Origin of the sequence: Micromonospora matsumotoense, from assembly GCF_050951065.1 — a bacterium.
GTDB lineage: Bacteria > Actinomycetota > Actinomycetes > Mycobacteriales > Micromonosporaceae > Micromonospora > Micromonospora matsumotoensis.
The window spans coordinates 1-20901 of the sequence record NZ_CP192025.1 but is presented as its reverse complement, the minus strand read 5'-3'; the positions used below and the strand labels follow the sequence as shown (position 1 = coordinate 20901).

19 protein-coding genes and 2 tRNA genes are annotated in these 20901 nt (G+C 70.1%); 8 read left to right on the top strand and 13 right to left on the bottom strand.

What is annotated here, in order from left to right:
* The first annotated feature begins 152 nt into the window (after positions 1–152).
* Together ACQP1S_RS00105 and ACQP1S_RS00100 are read left to right on the top strand one after the other, a co-directional pair.
* A complete protein-coding gene (locus tag ACQP1S_RS00105) occupies positions 153–923 on the top strand; it encodes a hypothetical protein (RefSeq protein ID WP_432901866.1) in 771 nt (256 codons plus the stop codon).
* Entirely contained in the window at positions 920–2998 is a 2079-nt protein-coding gene (locus tag ACQP1S_RS00100; protein WP_432901864.1) for a hypothetical protein, read from the top strand. Before ACQP1S_RS00105 ends, ACQP1S_RS00100 begins: the two co-directional genes overlap by 4 nt.
* On the opposite strand, the gene ACQP1S_RS00095 is transcribed toward ACQP1S_RS00100, so the two are convergent.
* Positions 2995–3330: a DUF952 domain-containing protein gene (locus tag ACQP1S_RS00095; protein WP_432901862.1), complete on the bottom strand. Its 336-nt coding sequence runs from the start codon at positions 3328–3330 to the stop codon at positions 2995–2997. The genes ACQP1S_RS00100 and ACQP1S_RS00095 overlap by 4 nt on opposite strands.
* Positions 3331–3445: 115 nt before the next feature.
* Between ACQP1S_RS00095 and ACQP1S_RS00090 the strand changes: the two genes are divergently transcribed.
* Genes ACQP1S_RS00090 through ACQP1S_RS00075 form a run of 4 tightly spaced genes read left to right on the top strand, consistent with a single transcriptional unit; the run spans position 3446 to position 5096 of the window.
* Positions 3446–3787, top strand: a complete 342-nt coding sequence (locus tag ACQP1S_RS00090; RefSeq protein WP_091249225.1) for an ArsR/SmtB family transcription factor — start codon at positions 3446–3448, stop codon at positions 3785–3787.
* Positions 3788–4012, top strand: coding sequence for a hypothetical protein (locus tag ACQP1S_RS00085; RefSeq protein WP_091249222.1), 225 nt, complete (start codon positions 3788–3790; stop codon positions 4010–4012).
* Positions 4009–4599 (top strand): CDP-alcohol phosphatidyltransferase family protein, encoded by a 591-nt coding sequence (locus tag ACQP1S_RS00080; protein WP_432901859.1) that lies wholly within the window; start codon positions 4009–4011, stop codon positions 4597–4599. The genes ACQP1S_RS00085 and ACQP1S_RS00080 overlap by 4 nt, the downstream gene beginning before the upstream one ends.
* The gene (locus ACQP1S_RS00075) at positions 4596–5096 is read left to right on the top strand and encodes a hypothetical protein (RefSeq protein WP_432901857.1); all 501 of its coding nucleotides are present in this window, start codon (positions 4596–4598) and stop codon (positions 5094–5096) included. The genes ACQP1S_RS00080 and ACQP1S_RS00075 overlap by 4 nt, the downstream gene beginning before the upstream one ends.
* 318 nt (positions 5097–5414) lie before the next feature.
* On the opposite strand, the gene ACQP1S_RS00070 is transcribed toward ACQP1S_RS00075, so the two are convergent.
* The 6 genes from ACQP1S_RS00070 to gyrB all read right to left on the bottom strand — a co-directional run bounded on the left by ACQP1S_RS00070 (position 5415) and on the right by gyrB (position 12852).
* Positions 5415–5487, bottom strand: a tRNA-Ala gene (locus ACQP1S_RS00070).
* 40 nt (positions 5488–5527) lie between these two features.
* Positions 5528–5656: a DLW-39 family protein gene (locus tag ACQP1S_RS00065; protein WP_218108253.1), complete on the bottom strand. Its 129-nt coding sequence runs from the start codon at positions 5654–5656 to the stop codon at positions 5528–5530.
* 49 nt (positions 5657–5705) lie between these two features.
* Positions 5706–5779, bottom strand: a tRNA-Ile gene (locus tag ACQP1S_RS00060).
* A gap of 314 nt (positions 5780–6093) precedes the next feature.
* Complete coding sequence (locus ACQP1S_RS00055) at positions 6094–6996, bottom strand: DUF3566 domain-containing protein (RefSeq protein WP_432901855.1); 903 nt, start codon at positions 6994–6996, stop codon at positions 6094–6096.
* A gap of 4 nt (positions 6997–7000) precedes the next feature.
* A complete protein-coding gene (gene gyrA / locus ACQP1S_RS00050; protein WP_432901853.1) occupies positions 7001–10783 on the bottom strand; it encodes an intein-containing DNA gyrase subunit A in 3783 nt (1260 codons plus the stop codon).
* A gap of 122 nt (positions 10784–10905) precedes the next feature.
* Positions 10906–12852 carry a DNA topoisomerase (ATP-hydrolyzing) subunit B gene (gene gyrB, locus ACQP1S_RS00045; protein ID WP_091249187.1) on the bottom strand — a complete coding sequence of 649 codons (1947 nt, stop codon included), beginning with the start codon at positions 12850–12852 and terminating at the stop codon, positions 10906–10908.
* A 526-nt stretch (positions 12853–13378) separates the two neighbouring features.
* Between gyrB and ACQP1S_RS00040 the strand changes: the two genes are divergently transcribed.
* Positions 13379–13963 carry a hypothetical protein gene (locus ACQP1S_RS00040; protein ID WP_091249184.1) on the top strand — a complete coding sequence of 195 codons (585 nt, stop codon included), beginning with the start codon at positions 13379–13381 and terminating at the stop codon, positions 13961–13963.
* Between the two features lie 55 nt (positions 13964–14018).
* Here ACQP1S_RS00040 and ACQP1S_RS00035 read toward each other — a convergent pair whose 3' ends face one another.
* A complete protein-coding gene (locus ACQP1S_RS00035; RefSeq protein WP_432901851.1) occupies positions 14019–14156 on the bottom strand; it encodes a hypothetical protein in 138 nt (45 codons plus the stop codon).
* Between the two features lie 52 nt (positions 14157–14208).
* Between ACQP1S_RS00035 and ACQP1S_RS00030 the strand changes: the two genes are divergently transcribed.
* On the top strand, positions 14209–14361 hold the full coding sequence (locus ACQP1S_RS00030) for a hypothetical protein (RefSeq protein WP_432901849.1): 153 nt from the start codon (positions 14209–14211) through the stop codon (positions 14359–14361).
* Positions 14362–14364: 3 nt separating this feature from the next.
* On the opposite strand, the gene ACQP1S_RS00025 is transcribed toward ACQP1S_RS00030, so the two are convergent.
* From ACQP1S_RS00025 to dnaA, 5 genes are all read right to left on the bottom strand, one after another.
* Positions 14365–15126 carry a DUF721 domain-containing protein gene (locus ACQP1S_RS00025; RefSeq protein ID WP_432901847.1) on the bottom strand — a complete coding sequence of 254 codons (762 nt, stop codon included), beginning with the start codon at positions 15124–15126 and terminating at the stop codon, positions 14365–14367.
* Positions 15116–16249 (bottom strand): DNA replication/repair protein RecF, encoded by a 1134-nt coding sequence (recF, locus tag ACQP1S_RS00020; RefSeq protein ID WP_432901845.1) that lies wholly within the window; start codon positions 16247–16249, stop codon positions 15116–15118. The genes ACQP1S_RS00025 and recF overlap by 11 nt, the downstream gene beginning before the upstream one ends.
* Positions 16250–16265: 16 nt before the next feature.
* Positions 16266–17138 carry a phosphogluconate dehydrogenase (NAD(+)-dependent, decarboxylating) gene (gnd, locus tag ACQP1S_RS00015; protein WP_091249172.1) on the bottom strand — a complete coding sequence of 291 codons (873 nt, stop codon included), beginning with the start codon at positions 17136–17138 and terminating at the stop codon, positions 16266–16268.
* Positions 17139–17179: 41 nt separating this feature from the next.
* Positions 17180–18313, bottom strand: a complete 1134-nt coding sequence (gene dnaN, locus ACQP1S_RS00010) for a DNA polymerase III subunit beta (RefSeq protein WP_091249170.1) — start codon at positions 18311–18313, stop codon at positions 17180–17182.
* 782 nt (positions 18314–19095) lie between these two features.
* Positions 19096–20901: a chromosomal replication initiator protein DnaA gene (gene dnaA, locus ACQP1S_RS00005; protein WP_432901842.1), complete on the bottom strand. Its 1806-nt coding sequence runs from the start codon at positions 20899–20901 to the stop codon at positions 19096–19098.

Genomic DNA, 20901 nt, shown 5'->3' with positions numbered 1-20901 from the left:
TACGGAGGCACCGGGAGCATCACTACGACATCCCGTATTTTGGCGGGTTCCCCTTCGCTGTCGGCTGGTAGGAATACCGCGACCGGGCAGCGTTCCCAGCGAAGGGTGGAATGGTGGCTGACGCGAGGAACCCGACCCGACACGTCGTCCTCATGGTCGACATCGAGCGTTACAGCGCGCGGAGCAACGTGCTCCAACACCGCGCACAGCAAGCACTGACAGAAGTCATGCAGGCAGCCTGGGACGAGTTGGGCATCGTGCTGCCCGAGACGTTGCGCCAACAGAGCGGTGACGGCCAACTGGCGGTCCTGCCCCCGGGGGCCAGTGAACGGCGGGTCCTCCGGCTCGCGTCGGTTCTCGACCGGTTGTTGCGGGAGCACAACCAGGGCCTGTCCGCTGAGGCCCGGGTCCGGATGCGACTCGGCGTCCACCACGGACTGGTCCATCTCGACAGCGCGAACGGCTTTGCCGGCAGCGCGGTGGTGACCGTCTGCCGACTGGTCGACTCGCCGCAGCTCAAGAGCATGCTGCGCCGTTTTCCCCGGGCGCAGGTCGCGCTCGTCGTGTCGGACCTGATCTATCAGGACGTCGTTCGCGAGTACCAGGACCTGCCGCAGGATCAGTTCCTGCGGATCAACGCCAGCCTGCCGGACAAGGGTTTCGAGAGCTCCGCCTGGATCTACGTACCGGGGGAGAATGCCGCCGCGTCGACCGTGCCGGACGCACTTCCCGCCGACCCACAGGGAGAGATCGACCTGAACCGGATGGACCGCTCCGCGGAGCCCGACGCGCCGCATCTGCCGACGGTCGGGCAGGTGTTCCAGCACATCACGGCGCAGGGGCCGGCCGCGTTCGGCAACGGAAACACCGTCACGACGTACGGTTCCGCCGACGACGCACAGCCGGGCCGGTCATCGCGGTGAGTGCCATTGATCCCCCTGCCGACGAGGAGTCGGAGCCTCCCGTCCCGGCCACCGTGAACGTCTACTCCGGGAACACCTCCCACGGGCCGACTGCCATCGGTTACCGCAACACCATCAACCAGGTGAACTACGGGAGCGTTCCGCCCACCCACTCGCGCGACGTCGTGTTGTCGAAGGCTCTGGAGACCCTGGCCGACGAGGTGGCGGTACGACGCCAGCGGGACGAGGAACGCAGCGGGGTGCTCAGCCGTCCGTTGCCGGCGCGATGGGCGGCAACTGCGATGGCCGAGGCGTCGATGGGCGAGGTCACCTGGTCATCGCTCGGCCTGACCCCGGCCCAGCCTCCCGCCGGCGGACTCGACGATCTCGCCGACCTGCTCACCCGCCAACTGCCTCACTGCCGCCTGGTGATCCTCGGCGCGGCAGGGTCGGGCCGGACCGTGCTGGTCACCCGGCTCGTCGGCCTCCTGCTCAAGGAGCGGCTAGCCGGTCAGCCGGTTCCGGTGATGTTGCCCGCCGGGTCGTGGAACCCGGGCAAGCAACTGCTGCGCGACTGGATGGCGGAGCAACTGGCCCGGGACCACCCGCACCTGCGGGCGTCAGCACCCCTGTCCGGCCCGTGGAGATACTTCGCAGGGCTCCGCAAGCGCCGAACGCTGGCGGCCTACCTGGTCGACAGGAACCTTGTGCTGCCCATCATCCATGACCTGGACATGATCGGTGACGGGCTGCGCGAAGAGACGATGAACGCGCTGCACGAGCGGGGAGCCGAGGCTCCGTTGGTGGTGACCAGCCTCGTCGCGCCGTACCGGAAGGCGGTCGAGAGCGCGGAACGCGGGCTGTCCCGCGCTGCGGTGGTCGAGGTGCTGCCGCTCACCTTCGCCGACATCCGGGCGTACTTCGCCCCCGAAGGGGGGAACGGACGGTGGCATCAGGCGTTCCTTGAGCTGGATGCCGATCCCGAAGCACCCCTGGCCAGCGCCCTGCGCACGCCATTGCTGGTCTGGCTGGCCCGTACCACCTACGCCGGCGCCGCCGCCGCCGACCCGCGCGAGTTGTGCGACCGGGGCCGGTTCCCCGATCAGGCCGCCATCGAGAATCACCTTCTCGACGGCCTGTTGTCGGTCGCCTACCCACGACAGCCGACGCCGGCCCGCCGGCGGGACACCGACGAGACCTGGCATCCCGACGATGCGAGGCGATGGCTGCTCTTCCTCGCGCGGCACCTGCAGGACACGGACACCCACGAGATCGCCTGGTGGCAGCTGCACCGGACGATGAGGTTCCTCCGGCCGATCCAGTACGCGGTGACGCTTCTGCTGTTCTGGGCGTCGATATGGCTCGCACACGGCAATCTCGTCGTCGCTGTCCTGTTCGCGGCCATCAGCATGCCGGTTGTGGTGAGTGAGCGGCTCCGTACGCGATTCGGTTTGGTCCCAGCCGCACCGATCTACCGGGTGCAGGTCAGCGGACGCAGGGTGCGACACCTCGTTCGTACGACGTCCGTCAGCCTCCTGCTGGCGTTGTTGCTGGCCGGGTCGGGAGCGGTGGTGTGGCACCTGTCGGGTGACGCACTGCCGGGCATCATCGGCGGGCTCGGCCTGATGTTGTCGGCCGTGGTCGTTCCCGTCTGGGACCACTATCGACGCAGGGTCTACGACCCGTCCCGCGAGATCATGATCGCCGAGGATCCCGCCCGCGCGGACAACCCCCTCTCCACCTTGCGGGCCGACCGCAGATCGGTGCTGGGACCTGCCGGCGCACTGCTCCTCATGGGGGCCTCGCTGGCGCTGCTGCTCGGTGGTGGATCGTGGCCGCAGGCCGCCACCATCCTCGCGTTCGCGATCGGCTGGGTGGGCTTCGGTGCCTGGACCGAGTTTGCGATCGCTCGGGCCATCCTGGCGATGCGAGGTCGGCTGCCCTGGCGGACGATGGCCTTTCTCCGCGACGCGGCCGGGCGGGGCGTGCTCCGCCAGGTGGGTGCCACCTACCAGTTCCGCCACCCGCGGCTTCGTGACCGATTGGCTGCCGATCCGTCCTCACCGCACGTTCCGGTAGCTCCTTCCACCACCTAACCCTGCGGTAGCGCATCGTCCACCGACGACGCCCCCGCCACCTGATGAACCCCGACGACAGCGTCGAGCGGTAGGGCCGAGTAGACGTGCGGGAAGGAACCGCCGTCGGGGGCATCCTCCCAGCGCACCGCCGCGCCGAGAAGCCGGGCGTCGAGAGCGGCGACCACGAGCGCCGGCTCCTGCGCGAAGAACCGCAGCGCGGTCGCACCCACCTGCTCGCGGGAGGAGCAGTGGATGAAACCGCTGCTGTGGTCGAACGGCGAGCCGTCGAAGCGGCCGACGGTCTCGAACTCGGCCCACTCGGCGGGCAGGAGAATCTTGTAGATCAGCACGTCCCAGGATGGCAGATGACCACCCGGTCCGCAGCCACCGGTCCCGTCAGCGCTCCGAAGTTGACAGCTCACCTTGGCTCATGCCAATAATAGTTGGCATGAGCCAAGGTGAGATATGGGAGACTTGAGCGGCGATCGGCTGGTCGAGGTTCTCGCCACGTTGGCCAGCCCGCACCGGCTCCGCGTGCTCGCCGCGTTGACCGGCGGACGCGCCTACGTCTCACAGCTCGCCCGCGATCTGGGCATCAGCCGTGCGCTGTTGCAGGTGCATCTCAAGAAATTGGAGCGGGCCGGGTTGGTCACCGCCCATCTGGAGTTGTCCGGAGACGGCAAGGCGCTCAAGTACTACGAGGTCACGCCGTTCTCGCTGCACCTCACGCCCGACGTGGTGGCGGCTGCCGCCGCGACCCTGAGCACCGCCGGAGACGGCGACGCCCCACCGAAGGGAACCAGTTAGATGGACGCTGCCTCGGTCTTCCTGATCGTCGTCGCCGCCGTGCTCATCTCGGTCGTCTGGTACGCGGGCGTCCGCAAGCGGACCGAGGTGTCGAGCGAACTGCAGCGGCAGTACGCCGAGCAGGCCGCCGAGACACAGCGGCTGCTCACCGAGATGAGCGCGCAACTGGCGGACCTGCACCGGCGTACCGCCGACATGCAACGCATCCTCAAAGACGCCGAATGACCACGCTCGGGCTCTCCCCGCCGGTCACCCTCCTCAACGTCCCCAACGCCATCACCGCCGTACGGACGGCCGGCTCCTTCGGGCTCGCGGTGGCGGCGCTGACCCACCGCAACGCCCACCTGCTCGTCGCCGCATACCTGATCTACTGGGTCGGTGACATCCTCGACGGTGTCGCCGCCCGCGCCCTGGGGCAGGAAACCCGCACCGGCGCGGTCTTCGACATCGTCGCCGACCGGGCCTGCACGTCGGCCTGCGCTGCGGCACTCGTCGTGCTGCGGCCCGAAACCGCGCTGCCGATCGCGGTGTTCCTCGTCCAGTTCATGGTCGTCGATCAGCTGCTGAGCCTGATGTTCCTGCGCTGGCCGCTGCTGAGCCCGAACCACTTCGCCTGCGTCGACCGCCGCATCTACCGGTGGAACTGGTCTCCGGCGGCGAAGGCACTGAACACCGCAGCGGTGGTGCTCCTGGCGATCTTCGCGCCGACCGCCGTCGCCGTCACCTTCGCCCTCGGCGTCGCCGCAGTGAAGGTCGTCTCGCTGGTGTCCGCCGCCAATCTGCCGGTCAACCCGCCGCCCACCCGGCCATGATCGCCGTTCTGGCGGCGGCGGCCGTCGGGCTCCTGTCGGCGTTCCTGCCGTTCACCCCGGCCGAGCCGTACCTGATGGCGGCCGTAGCGACCACCGGCACGCCGCCCGTGGCGCTCGGCGTCGCCGCCGCAGCCGGTCAGACCGCCGGCAAGTTCCTGATCTTCCTCGGTACGCGCGGCGCGATCCACTCACCCTGGCTGCGACGCCGGCTCAGCAGGCGGACCCCGACCGGGCGGAAACCAGCGGGCCGGTGGGGGACGATGCTCGCACGCCCGAAGGCGGCCGGCGCACGACTCGTCGAGATGATGGAACGCCCCCGCCAGGCCATCGGTGTGCTGTTGGTCAGCGCGGTAACCGGATTTCCACCGCTGCTGGCCACCAGCGTCTACCTGGGTCGCACGCCGCTGCGTCCGGTCGCGTTCGCGGCGACGTGCCTGCTGGGCCGTACGATCCGCTTCGTCGCGATCGCACTGGTGCCACGGCTCGCCGGCTACTGAGCACCGGCCGCCGCCCGGTCCGGTACCCGACAACATCCGCAACGCGGTCCGCCGAGCGGAATGACGGTCCGACAAAGGTTCGCGCATTGTGCGGACGCACGTCAGCGGGTGGAGCCCCAGGGGGCTCGAACCCCTAACTCACCAGCGGCTGTGGACGTCGACCACCCTCAACCGCTGTACACACTCCAGCCGGCCTTCACCGGCTCGTACGAGGTGATTTCGCGCCCCTACTGACTCGCTAGCGACCGATGACAACGTTCGATCGAACGAGGAAGACGAGAATGAGGAGAAGGCCCCGTGAACTGCACGGGAGCGGAGTGGAGCCCAGGGGACTCGAACCCCTAACCCCTGCCTTGCAAAGGCAGTGCTCTGCCAGTTGAGCTAGGGCCCCTGGGCGGACCAGGCCGCCGGGTGCTGGCCGGAGCCGACGGTCAGCGCAGATCGGGCGAGGTGGTCGCCTCGTGCCAGAGGGCGCGCTCGTCGTTGGAAGCCTTGACCTTCTTGGCCACCACGGCGGCGACACCGATGATGCCCACCAGGAACAGCAGCTTCTTGAACATGGGGCGACCCCTCGCGCTCGACTCGACTGCTCGTCGGAACTGTGTGCGGTGGGGCTAGCTGGAATCGAACCAGCGACCTCAGAGTTATCAGCTCTGCGCTCTAACCGACTGAGCTATAGCCCCGCGTAGCGACGAGCAAGGTTAACCCATCGCATCGTCCGCTCCCAAATCGGGGTGGCCGATGCTCCCGCGCCATCCCGACCGTACCGGCCACCCGGCAAACGGGCGAGCCGATTCCGGCGGGGGCGGGGTGGGAGATCCGCTCCATCAACGCGATCCAGGGGTGTCCGCGCCAGCGCGGACACCCCTGGATCGGCCCATGAGCGCGGAGACGGTCCGGCGGGTCGGTGGGAAGCACGACGCCGGGGCGACCGCTGTGCGCGGTGCCCCGGCGTCGGGTCGGATCAGTAGCGCCCGGCGGGCGGGCGCCGTTCGGATCAGTCGCGCTCGGCGAGCGTCAGCTCGATCCCGCCGACCAGGTCGGCGCAGACGTTGTAGACGAACGCGCCGAGGGTGGCCAGCGCGGTGAACAGCACCACGTTGACCAGCCCGACCAGTGCGGACGTCAGGATGACGCCCTTGGCGGTGATCTGGAAGCCACCGTCGGCACCCTGCCCACCGCTGGCGCTGACCAGGTCGGTCAGGCTGTCGTTGACGCTCTGGAAGACACCCATCGCGTCCAGCGCTAGGTAGAGCACCGAGGTCGCCACGACCACCACGATGAACAGGACCACGGAGACGGCGAAGGCGAACTTCATCACGGACCACGGGTCGATCCGCTTGAGGTTCAGCCGGGCCCGGCGCGGCCCCCGGGAGGCGGCCGAACTGACCGAGGTACGCGCGGCGCGTACCGCGTCACCCACCCGGGCGGCACCGACGGCGGCCGGGCCACCGAGGCCCGGTGGCAGCCCACCGCCGTTGGCGGGCCGGGCGTTACCCACGCCTGCGGCGGGACGCCCGGGTTCCGGGGACGGCCGGAACCCGCCGCCGACCTTCGGCTGGGTGCCGGTCGTGGACGGTGAGGCGGCTGCCCCCACCGAGATCGGCTGTGTCGTGTTGCTCGACCTGGCCGCAGCGGCCACCGGCGGGGTGGCGGAGGAGGGCGCGTCGGTGCCCGTCGTCGGGGGCTGCTCGGTCGTCCCCGAGTCCTCACCGGGCTTGTCCGGCGGCGGTGCCATGCCGGGTGCCCGGGTGAACTTCGGGGCAGGCGCGTCGGCGGGGACGGTCGCCCGGCCCACGGCGGCGCGGCCGGCGGGGGTTGTACCGCTCTTGGCGGCCTCCTCGTCGACCGGGGTGGCCGAGGTCCCCTTGTTCCCCGACTTCGCCTGTGTCTCCGTCATTCAACTAGTCCTGTTCGTCAGGCTCGTCGGCATTGCGAGCAATCGCCACGATAGTCACGCCGTCCGGGAGGTCCATCAGCTTGACCCCCATTGTGTTCCGGTCACGGGTACGGCGTACAGGCTTCACCGGAGTCCGAATGACGCCGCCGTTGCTGGTGATCGCGAACAGCTCGTCGTCCGGGTCGATCACGACCGCGCCGACCAGACCACCGCGGCGCTCGGTGATCTTCGCAGTCAACACGCCCTTACCTCCCCGACCCTGGACCGGGTATTCCTCGATCGGGGTGCGTTTCGCATATCCCCCGTTCGTGGCCACCAGGACGTCCAGACCCTCCCGGACGACCTCCATGGCCAGCAGGACGTCGTCGTCGGTGAAGCGCATGCCGATCACGCCCGAGGTGGCCCGGCCCATCGGGCGCAGCGCCTCGTCGGAGGCGTTGAACCGGATCGCCTGCGCCTTCTTCGAGACCAGCAGCAGATCCTGCTCCGGCGCCACGAGGACGGCACCGACCAGCTCGTCCTCATCGCGCAGGTTGATCGCGATGACGCCGCCGGACCGGTTGGAGTCGAACTCCTCGAGTCGGGTCTTCTTCACCAGGCCGTTTCTCGTGGCCAGTACCAGGTAGGGAGCCACCTGGTAGTTCGGGATTTCGATGATCTGCGCAATCTGCTCGTCCGGCTGGAAGGCGAGCAGGTTGGCCACGTGCTGGCCCTTGGCCACCCTACTGGCCTCGGGCAACTCGTACGCCTTGGCCCGGTACACGCGGCCCTTGTTGGTGAAGAACAGAATCCAGTCGTGCGTGGAGCATACGAAGAAGTGGCTGACGATGTCGTCCTGCCGCAGCGTTGCGCCGCTCACGCCCTTGCCGCCGCGCCGCTGGGAGCGGTAGAGGTCGACCTTGGTGCGCTTGGCGTACCCGGTGCGGGTGATGGTGACCACCACGTCCTCGCGGGCGATCAGGTCCTCCATCGAGACCTCGCCGTCGAACGGGATGATCTTCGTACGCCGCTCGTCGCCCCACTTCGCGACGATCTCGCTCAGCTCCTCGGAGACGATCTTCCGCTGCCGCTCCGGCTTGGCGAGGATGTCCTTGAGGTCGGCGATCTCGATTTCCAGCTTGGCCAGGTCGTCCAGGATCCGCTGCCGCTCCAGCGCGGCCAGCCGGCGCAGCTGCATGTCCAGGATCGCGGTCGCCTGGATCTCGTCGATCTCCAGCAGCCGGATCAGGCCCTGCCGGGCGTCGTCGACGGTGGGCGAACGCCGGATCAGGGCGATCACCTCGTCCAGCGCGTCCAGCGCCTTGGACAGACCGCGCAGGATGTGCGCCCGCTCCTCGGCCTTGCGCAGCCGGAACGCGGTCCGCCGCCGGATCACCTCGATCTGGTGCTCGACGTAGTAGCGGAGGAACTGGGCCAGGTTGAGCGTGCGCGGCACCCCGTCGACCAGCGCCAGCATGTTGGCGCCGAAGGTCTCCTGGAGCTGGGTGTGCTTGTAGAGGTTGTTCAGCACCACCTTGGCGACCGCGTCGCGCTTGAGCACCAGCACGATCCGCATGCCGGTACGCCCGGAGGACTCGTCCCGGATGTCGGCGATGCCGGCGAGCTTGCCCTCCTTGATCAGCTCGGCGATCCGCTCCGCCAGGTTGTCCGGATTGACCTGGTAGGGCAGCTCGCTGACGACCAGCGCCGGCCGGCCCCGCTTGTCCTCCTCGACCTCCACCACCGCGCGCATCCGGATGGACCCGCGACCGGTCCGGTACGCGTCCTGGATGGCGGACTGACCGACGATCAGCCCGTGGGTGGGGAAGTCCGGGCCCTTGACGATCTCCAGCAGCGCTTCGAGGGTGGTCGCTTCGTCGGCCTCCGGGTTCTCCAGGCACCACTGCACCGCCGCGCCGATCTCGCGCAGGTTGTGCGGCGGGATCTTGGTGGCCATCCCGACCGCGATGCCCTCGGAGCCGTTGACCAGCAGGTTGGGGATGCGCGCCGGCAGGATGGTGGGCTCCTTGGCCCGGCCGTCGTAGTTGTCCTGGAGATCGACGGTGTCCTCGTCGATGTCCCGCAGCATCTCCATCGCCAACGGGTCGAGCTTGCACTCGGTGTTGTGGCTGACGAAGCCGTCGGAGACGAAGGAGTGGTCCTCGGTGTCCACCCGGACGCTGTAGACCGGCTGCACACCCGCATCGGCGACCTCGGCCACCTCGGCGTAGTAGAACCGCCCGTCGACCAACGGCTCGACCACGTCGAGCACCTCGGTGTTGGTGATCCGGGCGGCGATCTCGTCGCGGTCCCGCTCCCAACGCTCGATCCGGTCGACGTTGTGCCGACGCAGCCAGTCCCGCTCCGTCCAGCGCTGCGCGCCGTGCTCGCGGATGAAGTCACCGACCAGCGGCACCTGGTCGCTGGAGAGCGCCGTGCTGCTCGCCGGCACCGAGGCCAGCTCGGCCTCCAGCTTGGCCTGCTTGCGGCCGAGGAAGCCGACGTGGGCGGCGAAGATCCGGGCGTCGCGCCGGTTGGTCACCACGACCTTGATCTCGCCGTCGTCGTACCGGGTCCGCCGGCTGATCACGCCGAACTCCAGCAGCAACTGCTGGACCTCGCGGGCCAACCGCTCACTGCGGGTCGAGTACGAGACCTGGATGGTGTTGCGCGGCAGCAGCGAGGACGATCCGTCGCCCTCGAACAGCGCCTGGAGGAACGCGCGCTTGATCGCCGCAGGCCCCTGCCAGACGAACTCGGGCACGAACTTCGCGGCGCTACGGGCACCGATCAGCTCGCCGAGGACGCTGGCGCGCAACGCCGAGAGGTTCTGGACGTCCATCTCGTGCAGCACGCTGCCGGAGGCGATGGTCCGCTCGCTAACATGACGTGGTCCACCGACCGCGAGATCGTAGGCGGCGAGGACCCGGACGAAGAACTCCCGGTCCACGTTGTTGAAGCCGGCCCGCCCCTCGGACACCCAGCCCTCGCCGACGAAGGCACCGGCGAGCACGGCCGCCTCGACGTGCTCCAGCATCGGGTAGCCGATCTCGTCCGGCACCGTCCGCTGGAGGACCACCCGGTCGCCCGGGGAGATCTCGGCGAGCAGCTTCCAGAGCAGGGTCGGCACCCCGGCCACGTCCACCAGGCAGAGCACCGGGTGGTTGTGGGTGCCGGTCAGCTCGTACCCCTCGCGGGTGCGCAGCCGCAACGTCGGGTGCTCGCCGGAGTGGAAGAACTTCGAGGCGCGGACCAGGTCGCCGTTACGGTCCCGGACCTTCAGGTCGACGTCGGTCTCGCTGTTCGGCGCGGCGTCCGGCACGACGTCGGCGATCCGCACGCTGCCGACAGCCGTACCAATACGGACATTTGCCGTCAAACAGTAACGCATCGCCGCAGCCGGATCATTTCCGGGCGAACCGAAGTTGCCGTTGCCGTCGACCAGGGGGTAGCGCAGCGACCAGGGCTGAGCCATCCGGACCAGCGCGTCATAGATGGCCGAGTCACCGTGCGGGTGGAACTGCCCCATCACGTCGCCGACGACCCGGGAGCACTTCACGTAGCCCCGGTCCGGCCGGTAACCCGAGTCGTACATGGCGTAGAGGATCTTGCGGTGGACCGGCTTGAGCCCGTCCCGGACGTCCGGCAGTGCCCGCCCGACGATCACGCTCATCGCGTAGTCGAGGTACGAGCGCTGCATCTCGACCTCAAGCCCGACCGGCTCGATCCGGTCGTGCTGGACGACCGCCGCGACTGGTGTCTCGGGGGTCTCCGGCTCGTTCGGGGTGGACTCGGGAGTATCGGTCACTGTTAACCCTTATCAGACTCAGAGTCGTGTTCGTGCTGTGGATAACGTTGTGGAAAGCGGCCAAGCTGTGGATAACCCGGTGGTCGTGGGCCGGCCGGTGAGCCACCGGCCGGCCGACGACGTCAGATGTCGAGGAACCGCACGTCCTTGGCGTTGCGCTGGATGAACGAGCGGCGGGCCTCGACGTCCTCACCCATCAGCACGCTGAACAGTTCGTCGGCGGTGGCGGCGTCGTCGAGGGTGACCTGACGCAGGGTCCGGGTCGCCGGGTTCATCGTGGTCTCCCACAGCTCGGGGTAGTTCATCTCGCCGAGACCCTTGAACCGCTGGATGTCGTCCGGCTTGGCGTTGGGCTTCTTCTGCTGGCGCAGCGCGATCAGCCCGTCGCGCTCCCGGTCGGAGTACGCGTACTGCGCGTCGTCACCCTTCCTGTTCCACTTGATCTTGTAGAGCGGCGGGGCGGCCAGGTAGACGTGACCCAACTCGACCAGCGGACGCATGAAGCGGAACAGCAGGGTGAGCAGGAGCGTCTGGATGTGCTGGCCGTCGACGTCGGCGTCGGCCATCAGCACCACCTTGTGGTACCGCAGCTTCTCCATGTCGAAGTCGTCGTGGATGCCGGTGCCCAGCGCGGTGATCAGCGCCTGGACCTCGTTGTTCTTCAGCACCCGGTCGATCCGGGCCTTCTCCACGTTGAGGATCTTGCCGCGGATGGGCAGGATCGCCTGGGTACGCGGGTCGCGACCCTGCTTGGCCGAGCCGCCGGCCGAGTCGCCCTCGACGATGAAGACCTCGGACTCGCGCGGGTCGGTGGACTGGCAGTCGGCCAGCTTGCCCGGCATCGAGCCCGACTCCAGCAGCGACTTGCGCCGGGCCAGCTTGCGCGCCTGCTGGGCGGCGATCCGGGCCCGGGCCGCCTGGGACGCCTTCTGGATGATCGTCTTGGCCTCGGCCGGGTTCCGGTCGAACCAGTCGACCAGCCGGTCGTTGCAGACCCGCTGCACGAAGCTCTTGACCGGGGTGTTGCCCAGCTTGGTCTTGGTCTGGCCCTCGAACTGCGGGTTGGCCAGCTTGACCGAGATGATCGCGGCCAGACCCTCGCGGATGTCCTCACCGGAGAGCTTCTCGTCGCCCTTGAGCAGCTTCTTGTCCGCGCCGTAGCGGTTGACCACGCTGGTCAGCGCGGCCCGGAAGCCCTCCTCGTGAGTGCCGCCCTCGTGCGTGTTGATCGTGTTGGCGAAGGTGTAGACCGACTCGCCGTACGACTCGTTCCACTGCATGGCGATCTCGACCGACATGCCTTCTTCTTCGGCGGCGAACTCCACCACCGTCTTGTGCATCGGGTTCTTCGAGGCGTTGAGGTGCCGGACGAAGTCGGCGATGCCGCCCTCGTAGTAGAAGGTGACCTCGCGGGGCTTGCCCTCCTCGCCCTCCGCGACCCGCTCGTCGAGCAGGTGGATGGAGAGGGCGCGGTTGAGGAAGGCCATCTCCTGGAGGCGGCGGTAGATGGTCTGGAAGTCGAAGTCGGTCGTCTCGAAGACGTCCGGGTCCGGCCAGAAGGAGACCGCCGAACCGGTGCGGTCGGTCGTCTCGCCCTTGTCCAACGAGTCGGGCTTGGAGTTGTGGTACTGCTGCCGCCAGACGAAACCGGACTTGTGGATCTCGACAGCCATCCGGGTGGAGAGGGCGTTCACCACGGAGACGCCGACGCCGTGCAGACCGCCGGAGACCGCGTACGCCTTGCCGTCGAACTTGCCACCCGCGTGCAGCACGGTCAGCGCGACCTCGACACCCGGCTTCTTGAGCTTCGGGTGCAGGTCGACCGGGAAACCACGGCCGTTGTCGGTGACCCGGACCCCGCCGTCGGCGAGCAGCACCACGTCGATGGTGTCGCAGTAGCCGGCGAGCGCCTCGTCCACGGCGTTGTCCACGACCTCCCACACCAGGTGGTGCAGACCGCGCTCGCCGGTCGAGCCGATGTACATGCCGGGCCGCTTGCGGACCGCCTCCAGTCCTTCGAGGACGGTGATCGACTCTGCGCCGTACTCCTGCTTGTCCTGCGCTGCCACCCTCGGCCACTTTCTCGCACCATCCGCGCCGGGGCGCGGGAGCGCGGGTTCGGCGGACAGGACACGACGTCGGCGCACACGGGCGACGCCCGGAGGGCGGCCGCGGATCGTGCGCGCCGGTCGCCGCGGTTGCCCGCGGATCGCGATCGGCCAGACCCGACCCGGGACGTTGATCAAGGGCCGGTGAAGGCCCCTGTCCGTCGCACCGCGTCAGGTCGTCGTCTCACCGTCAATCTTACTGTGCGCACACGACAGAACCGCCACTCGGCACCCCTTGAAGGCGGCTGAGACCCTCATAGCCGGCCGAATCTCGCTGTCCGCGACTCCCCCTACACGCCCCGGCTCGGCCCCCGTGCCCACCGCCACGGAATCGACCGGCTCGCCGGGCGGCCGGGGGTCGCGCCCGGAGGCGGCCGTACCGTAGCTTTGCGGCGCGCGGCAAAGCTGCCCGTCTTGATCTTTTCCCCCCGTAACCGGGACGATGGACCCGATCGACCCGACCCGTGCTCTCGAGAGGTGACACCCGATGGGGCTGGACAATGTCGCGGTGCACTGGCCGCGGACCGGCCGCTTCTACGACCCGGTCGCGCCGGCCGAGTTCGTCGACTTCGGCGAGATCGTGGACGTCCCCCGGATCTCCGCGCCGACCGCCGCGCTCGCCGAGCACATCGCCAAGACGGGCACGGTCCGGGCCACCGCCTACACCGAGCTGGTCGACCTGATCCTCGGGCTGGAGAATGTGCTCTACGCCACCGACGCCGCCGCCGAGGACGAGGACCCGGTGATCGACCCGGACGGTTGCGCCTGGATCGCCGGCGGGGTGGAGAAGTTCGTCGTCCAGCACCGGCCGCACGGCGAGACGGTGACCTTCGAGTCGGTCAGCGACGTGCTCGGCGCGCTGCTCGGCGACGGCCGCCTCGCCGAGCAGCAGCTGCGCTGGCTGGGCAGCCGGCTCGACCGGCTGCGCGACGAGAACGGTGACCCGCCGCAGTGGGACTTCACCTGCGCCGAGCTGGGGGTGCTGGCCGCCTTCTACCGGCGCTGCGCCGACCGGGGCTTCGCGGTCTATGCCGACGCCGAACCCGGTCGCCGTCCCCTCCCGCAGATCTGAGGTTGCCGACCCCGCGCCCCGGCCTGGCCGTCGCCCGGCCGTGCGGCGTGTGTCGCTAGCCGCCGGGCGTCGGGGTCGCCGACCCGGCGGGCGGAGGGCCGGCCGCCACCGCGCCGTTGGCGGCGGCGATCACCCGGGTCAGCGCCCCGTGCAGGTCGCGTAGCTCGGCCAGCGGCAGCCCGAGCCGCGCCACGATCGCCGGGGGGATCTGCTCGGCGCGCTCCCGCAGCGCCCGCCCGCTCCCGGTGACCGCGCCCGAGGTGCAGGGCGCGGTGCAGGGCGGCTCCCGGCAGGCCCGGGACGCCTGGAAGGAGGACCTGGAACGACGCAAGCAGTGGAGCCGCGACCAGCGGGAACGTAAACGCGCCGAGCGGGAGGCCCGCCGCGCCGAACGCTGACCGTCAGCCGTAGGTGTCGCGCGGTCCGCGGCCGCGTACCCGGCGCGGGCCCCGGGACCAGGACGGTGCCGCCGGCCCGTGGATGTGCAGCTTGCGGACCACGTTGTGGCCGACCTCCCCGGCGATCCGCTTCAACAGCGAACCGGCGAGCAGCCGCAACTGGGTGGCCCACGCGGTCGACCGCGCCTCCACGGTCAGCTCGCCGTCCTCCAGCTTGACCGGGCGGCTGTGCTGGGCGATCTCCGCCCCGACGACCTTCTCCCAGGCGCCGAAGACGGTCGCCTCGGCCGCCGGTTGCTGCCAGCCGCGCGCCTTCATCAGCCGCTCCAACACCGCACCCAACGGCTGCGGGTCACGCGGGTCCGGCCCCGGCCCGGAATAGCCGCGCAACCGCCGGCCGCCACCGTCGGCCGCGCCGGTGACCCCCGGGCGACGGTTGCGGGCCGCCGACTCCCGCCGGGCCCTCGCCGCGTCCAGCACCGCCCGCGCCAGCTCCGGTCCGGACGCACCCGCCGCGCCGCCCGCGGGGCCACCCGCTCCGACGGCGGCCCCCGCGCCTGCCGAACCGCTGCCGGTCGCTGGACCGCCGGTACCCCCACCCGGCGCGGCGTCCGCACCGGTGCCGGCCGGTCGGGCCCGGGCACCGCCCGCGCCCCCACCGGCTCCCCCGGGGGTACGCGCACCACCTGCCCCGCCCGAGGAGGTACGCCTCGCACCGCCCGTCCCCTTCCGGGGCCCGGCGGGTTGCTCCGGCTCAGTCGACACGGCGGACCGTCCCGTCGCCCACCGCGTACCGGGCGCCACGCAGGGCCGCCGGCACGTCGTCGTCCACCGCACAGGTCACCAGCAGCTGGCCGGCCCCGCCGACCAGTTCGGCCAGTCGTTCCCGCCGACCCGCGTCCAGCTCGGCGAAGACGTCGTCGAGCACCAGCACCGGCTCGATCCCGTCGGCGCGCAGCAGGTCGTACCCGGCCAGTCGCAGGGCCAGCGCGTACGACCAGGACTCGCCGTGACTGGCGTACCCCTTGGCGGGCAGCGGGCCGAGGGTGAGGACGAGGTCGTCACGGTGCGGCCCGACCAGGGTGGTGCCCCGTTCGATCTCGGCCGACCGGGACTCCGCCAGCGCGCCGGTCAACGCCTCGGCCAGCACCGCGCGGTCGGCGGTCGGCCCGGTCAGCTCCACCGACGGCCGGTACGCGATCCCCGCCGCCCCCGCGCCCGCCGCCACCGCGTCGTACGCCTTCGCCACGTGCGGGGTGAGCGCGGCGACCAGTTCGAGCCGGCCGGCGAGCAGCTCGGACCCGTGCTGCGCCAGGTGGGCGTCCCAGACCGCCAGGGTGGACAGGTCACCGCCCCGCGACCCGCCTGTCTTGCGGGCCAGGTACGCCGTGCGCAGCAGGGCGTTGCGTTGCTTGACCACCCGTTCGTAGTCGGCACGCACCCCCGCGTACCGGGGCTGCCGGAGCACCAGCAGGTCGTCGAGGTAGCGGCGGCGTTCGGCCGGGTCACCCCGGACGAGTTCCAGGTCCTCGGGGGCGAAGAGCACCAGCCGCAGCGCGCCGATCACGTCGCGGGCCCGCCGGGCCGGTGAGCGCCCCAGCCGGGCCCGGTTGGCCTTCCCGGGGACGATCTCCAGCTCGATCAGGAGTTCCCGGCCGTCGTGCACCACCGCGCAGCGGATCACCGCCGAGGTGGCGCCCAGCCGGACCAGGGGGGCGTCGGTGGCGACCCGGTGCGAGTCCAGGGTCGCCACATAGCCCAGCGCCTCGGCCAGATTGGTCTTGCCGACGCCGTTCGCCCCGGTCAGGACGTTCGGCCCCGGCTCCAGGTCGACGCCGACCCGCTCGTACGAGCGGAAGTCGACCAGTTCGAGCCGGCGGACGTACACAGCCTGTGGATGCCGCTCAGCGCTTGTGCACGGCGTGCCCACCGAACTGCTGGCGCAGCGCGGCGACCGCCTTCATCGCGGGTGAGTCGTCCTGCCGGGAGGAGAACCGGGCGAACAGGGCGGCGGTGATGACGTTGAGCGGGACGGCCAGCCGGATCGCCTCGTCGACCGTCCAGCGCCCCTCACCGGTGTCGTCGGTGTAACCGGTCAGCGTGGCCAGCGACGGGTCCTCGTCCAACGCCCGGTCCAGCAGGTCGAGCAGCCAGGACTGGACGACGGTGCCCTCCCGCCAGGACTTGATGATGCCGGGCACGTTCGTCACCATCTCGGCGGCGGACAGCAGCTCGAAGCCCTCGGCGTAGGCGTGCATCAGGCCGTACTCGATGCCGTTGTGCACCATCTTGGCGTAGTGGCCGGCGCCGACCGGGCCGGCGTGCACGAAGCCGAAGTCACCGGCCGGCTTCAACGCCTCGAAGATCGGCATCAGGTGGTCGACGTGCTCCTGCGCGCCGCCGACCATCAGGGCGTAGCCGTTCACGTTGCCCCAGACGCCGCCGGAGACACCGACGTCGACGTAGCCGATGCCCCGCTCGGCCAGCCGTTCGGCCCGGGGGGCGTCGTCGCTGAACCGCGAGTTGCCGCCGTCGATGATGATGTCGCCCTCGCCCAGCACCTCGGCGAGCGCGTCGATGGTCGCGTCGGTGACGGCAGCGGGCACCATCACCCAGACCGCCCGGGGCGACTCCAGCTTGTCGGCCAGCTCAGCGAGGCTCGCGACGTCGCTGCGGTCGGCGTTGCGGTCGTAGCCGACCACCTCCTGCCCGGCGGCGCGCAACCGCTCGCGCATGTTGCCGCCCATCCGGCCGAGTCCTACCAGGCCGAGCTGCATCTGCCCCTACCTCCGTGCGTCTGGGTGGTGCCGGTGCGCGGTCAGCGGGACACGCGGATCGGCATGATGAGGTACCGGTACCCAGAGATGACCTCGCCATCCTCACCGGCGGGCGAAATCACCGCCGGCTTGAAGGCGTCCACGAACCGCAGCAGCGCGTACTGGGCCCCCAGGTTGGCCAGCCCGTCGATCAGGTACTGCGGGTTGAAGCCGATGGTCAGCGGCTCGCCGGTGAAGGTGGCCTCCATCGCCTCGCTGGCCCGGGCCTCCTCGGTGCCACCGGCCTCGACGACCAGTCCGTCGGAGCTGAAGCTGAGCAGCACCGGCGTGGTCCGCTCGGCGACCAGGGCGACGCGCTTGACCACCTCGATCAGGGTGCTCACCGGGACCCGTGCCTCGGCGTTGCTGTTGGCCGGGAAGAGCGAGCGGACCGGCGGGTAGTTGGCTCCGTCGAGCAGTCGGCTGGTGGTCCGGCGGGTGCCGCCGGAGAAACCGATCATGCCTTCGCCTGCGCCGCCCTGGGACAGCGCCATGGTCACCTGACCGCCGAGCGGGCCGAGTGCCTTCGCGGTGTCGTTCAGGGTGCGGGCGGGGACCAGGGCGTTGATGCTGATGTCGGGGTCGTCCGGGTTCCACTCCATCTCGCGCAGGGCGAGCCGGTAGCGGTCGGTGGCGAGCATCGCCAGGGTGCCCCCGGAGAGTTCCAGCCGGACGCCGGTCATCATCGGCAGCGTCTCGTCCCGGCCGGCGGCGATGGCCACCTGGGCGACGGCGGCGGCGAACGCGGCGGCCTCGACGGTGCCCGCGCTCTCCGGCATCTCCGGCAGGGCGGGGTAGTCCTCCACCGGCATGGTCGGCAGGGTGAACCGGGCGCTGCCGCAGACCAGCTCCAGGTGGGCACCGACCGCGGCGATGTCGACCGGCTTGGCCGGCAGCGCCTTGGTGATCTCGGCGAGCAGCCGGCCGGAGACCAGGGCGGCGCCGTCGGCATCGCCCTGCACCTCGACGGTCACCTGGCTGGAGACTTCGTAGTCGAAGCCGGAGACCTGGAGGTTGCCGTCGGTGACCCGCAGCATCACACCGGCGAGCACCGGTACGGACGGCCGGCTGGGCAGGCTCTTGGCGGTCCACGCCACCGCTTCGGCGAGCGCGTCGCGCTCTACTCGGAACTTCATCAATGCCTCCGCGTCGACGTCAGCGACAACTCTCTCATGCCGACCGCTGCCCACCGTCCCGCCCGACCGTGCGGGTACCCATCGCACCTTAGGGCGCGTGGGCATCGGCTGTGCGTCCGACCCCGTGCTTCCGGTGCCGGGCCGACTGCCGACGGCAGTGCTGCGCCCGATCCACAGGAAGTCCAACGGTGATGATTGGTTTTTGATTCTTAGAAGAGATAACTACATCGTCTTCATCGCACCTGTGCAAACTGTGGGTAACTCGCGTCGTGGCAGGTCAGACACGTTATCCACCGGTGTGTTCGCTGTGGAGAACCCGGGGGTAAACCCGGTCGGCCGTCCACAGGCACCCGCTGTCCCCAGCGTTGTCCACCGCCGTCCACCGGTTGTCCACCGGTTATCCACCGGGTTTACCCCCAGTGCTGTGGACGACGGCGTCGGCCCGGAGCCGGGTCGTCCCCAGAACCTTCAACAGGTTGCCCACAGGCCCTCCGTCGGCTGTGGACCGCGCACCGGTTGTCCCCAGCCGTCCACAGCATCGTCCCCAGGGTTTATCCACAGTCTGTGGGTAACCGGCTCCGGACAGAGCGTGGTTATCCACCGGCTGTGGAACAGGGGGTGTGGACAACCGGGCCGTCCTGTGGACGAACGTGACGTGTCATCCACAGATCGTGGGCCCTCGACCCGGTGCAGGGTCAACCCACCGGGGGCGTGCCGACGCGAAGACGCCCGGCCGAGATGGTCGGCCGGGCGTCGATGAAGCGGTGGGAGTGGCGTACGTCTCAGGTGTTCTGCTTGATCCGGTTGGTCAACTCGGCGATCTGGTTGTAGAGCGAGCGCCGCTCCGCCATCTGCTGCCGGATCTTCCGGTCGGCGTGCATCACCGTGGTGTGGTCCCGGCCGCCGAACGCCTGCCCGATCCGGGGCAGCGACAGGTCGGTCAGCTCGCGACACAGGTACATGGCCACCTGGCGGGCGTTGACCAGCACCCGGGAGCGCGAGTGCCCGCGCAGGTCCTCCAGGCTCACCCCGAAGTACTCCGAGGTGGAGACCATGATCTGGTCGGCGGTGATCTCCGGGCCGGCGCCGTCGGGGATGAAGTCCCGCAGCACCTCCTCGGCCAGCGACAGCTCGACGGTGGACCGGGTGAGGCTGGCGAACGCGGTGACCCGGATCAGCGCCCCCTCCAGTTCCCGGATCGAGTTCGACACCCGGGAGGCGATGAACTCCAGCACGTCCGGCGGGGCGTAGAGCCGCTCCTGGGCGGCCTTCTTCTGGAGGATCGCGATCCGGGTCTCCAGGTCGGGCGGCTGGATGTCGGCGAGCAGCCCCCACTCGAACCGGGTCCGCAGCCGGTCCTCCAACGTCGCCAGCTGCTTCGGCGAGCGGTCGGACGTGATCACGATCTGCTTGTTGGCGTTGTGCAGGGTGTTGAAGGTGTGGAAGAACTCCTCCTGGGTCCGCTCGCGGTTCTCCAGGAACTGGATGTCGTCGATCAGCAGGATGTCGACGTCGCGGTAGCGACGCTGGAACGCGCTGGTCTTGTCGTCCCGCAGGGAGTTGATGAAGTCGTTGGTGAACTCCTCGGTCGAGACGTACCGGACCGAGCGGGCGTTGCCGAGCGTCTGGGCGTAGTGCCCGATCGCGTGCAACAGGTGCGTCTTGCCCAGCCCCGAGCTGCCGTAGATGAACAGCGGGTTGTACGCCTTGGCCGGCGACTCGGCCACCGCGACGCTCGCCGCGTGGGCGAACCGGTTGGACGAGCCGATGACGAACGTCTCGAACATGTACTTCGGGTTGAGGCGGTTGCCGCTGCCCTCCGTACCGCGTCGGTCACCGCCACCGGGTCGATGGTCGGCACCGGCCCGACCGGGCCCGCTGTCGGTGGCGCCGTCGCGGGCCAGGCCGCGCGGACCCTGCTGGTCGCGCGGCGGCCGCCCCTGGTCCCGGTACGCGGGCTCGTAGCCGCGCGGATCGGTGTCCGGCTCGGGGCGGTGGCGTTCCTCGAACCCGCGCCGTTCGGGGGCGGGGTGGTCCATCCGTGTCGGTTCGGCGAAGCCGGCACCGAACAGGGTGTCCTGACCGCCGTCCCGGCTGGACGGGACCCTGGCGGGACGGTGTCCGTCGTGCTCCGGCGGCCCGGCCGGCGGCGGCCGCTCCCCGGGCTGCTCCGGCGGTGGCCCGGCATCGCGCTGGTACGACGGCTGCGGCTCGTCGTAGACCGGCGGCCGGAATCCGGGATAGTCGTCCACGGCCGGGCCGGTCTCCACCGGGGCGGATTCCGGTCCGCTGCGGTAGAGGGTGCCGGCCGGCCGCCCGGCGGCGTCGTCGGCGATCCGCACGGTGACCGCGACCTGTATCGGTCGGCCCAGCCGGCGGGTGAGCGCCTCGGTGATGGCCGGTCGCAGCCGCGACTCGATGACGTCCCGGGTGAAGGCATCCGGCACGGAGAGCAGCGCGGTGTCCTCGACGATCGCCCGCAAACGGGTCAGTCGGAGGTAGGCACGCTGCTGGGCGGAGATGATCTCGTCGGCGAGTTCGTCCGTCGCCGCAGTCCACACCGCGGCAAGGTCGATCGTTCCGGCCAC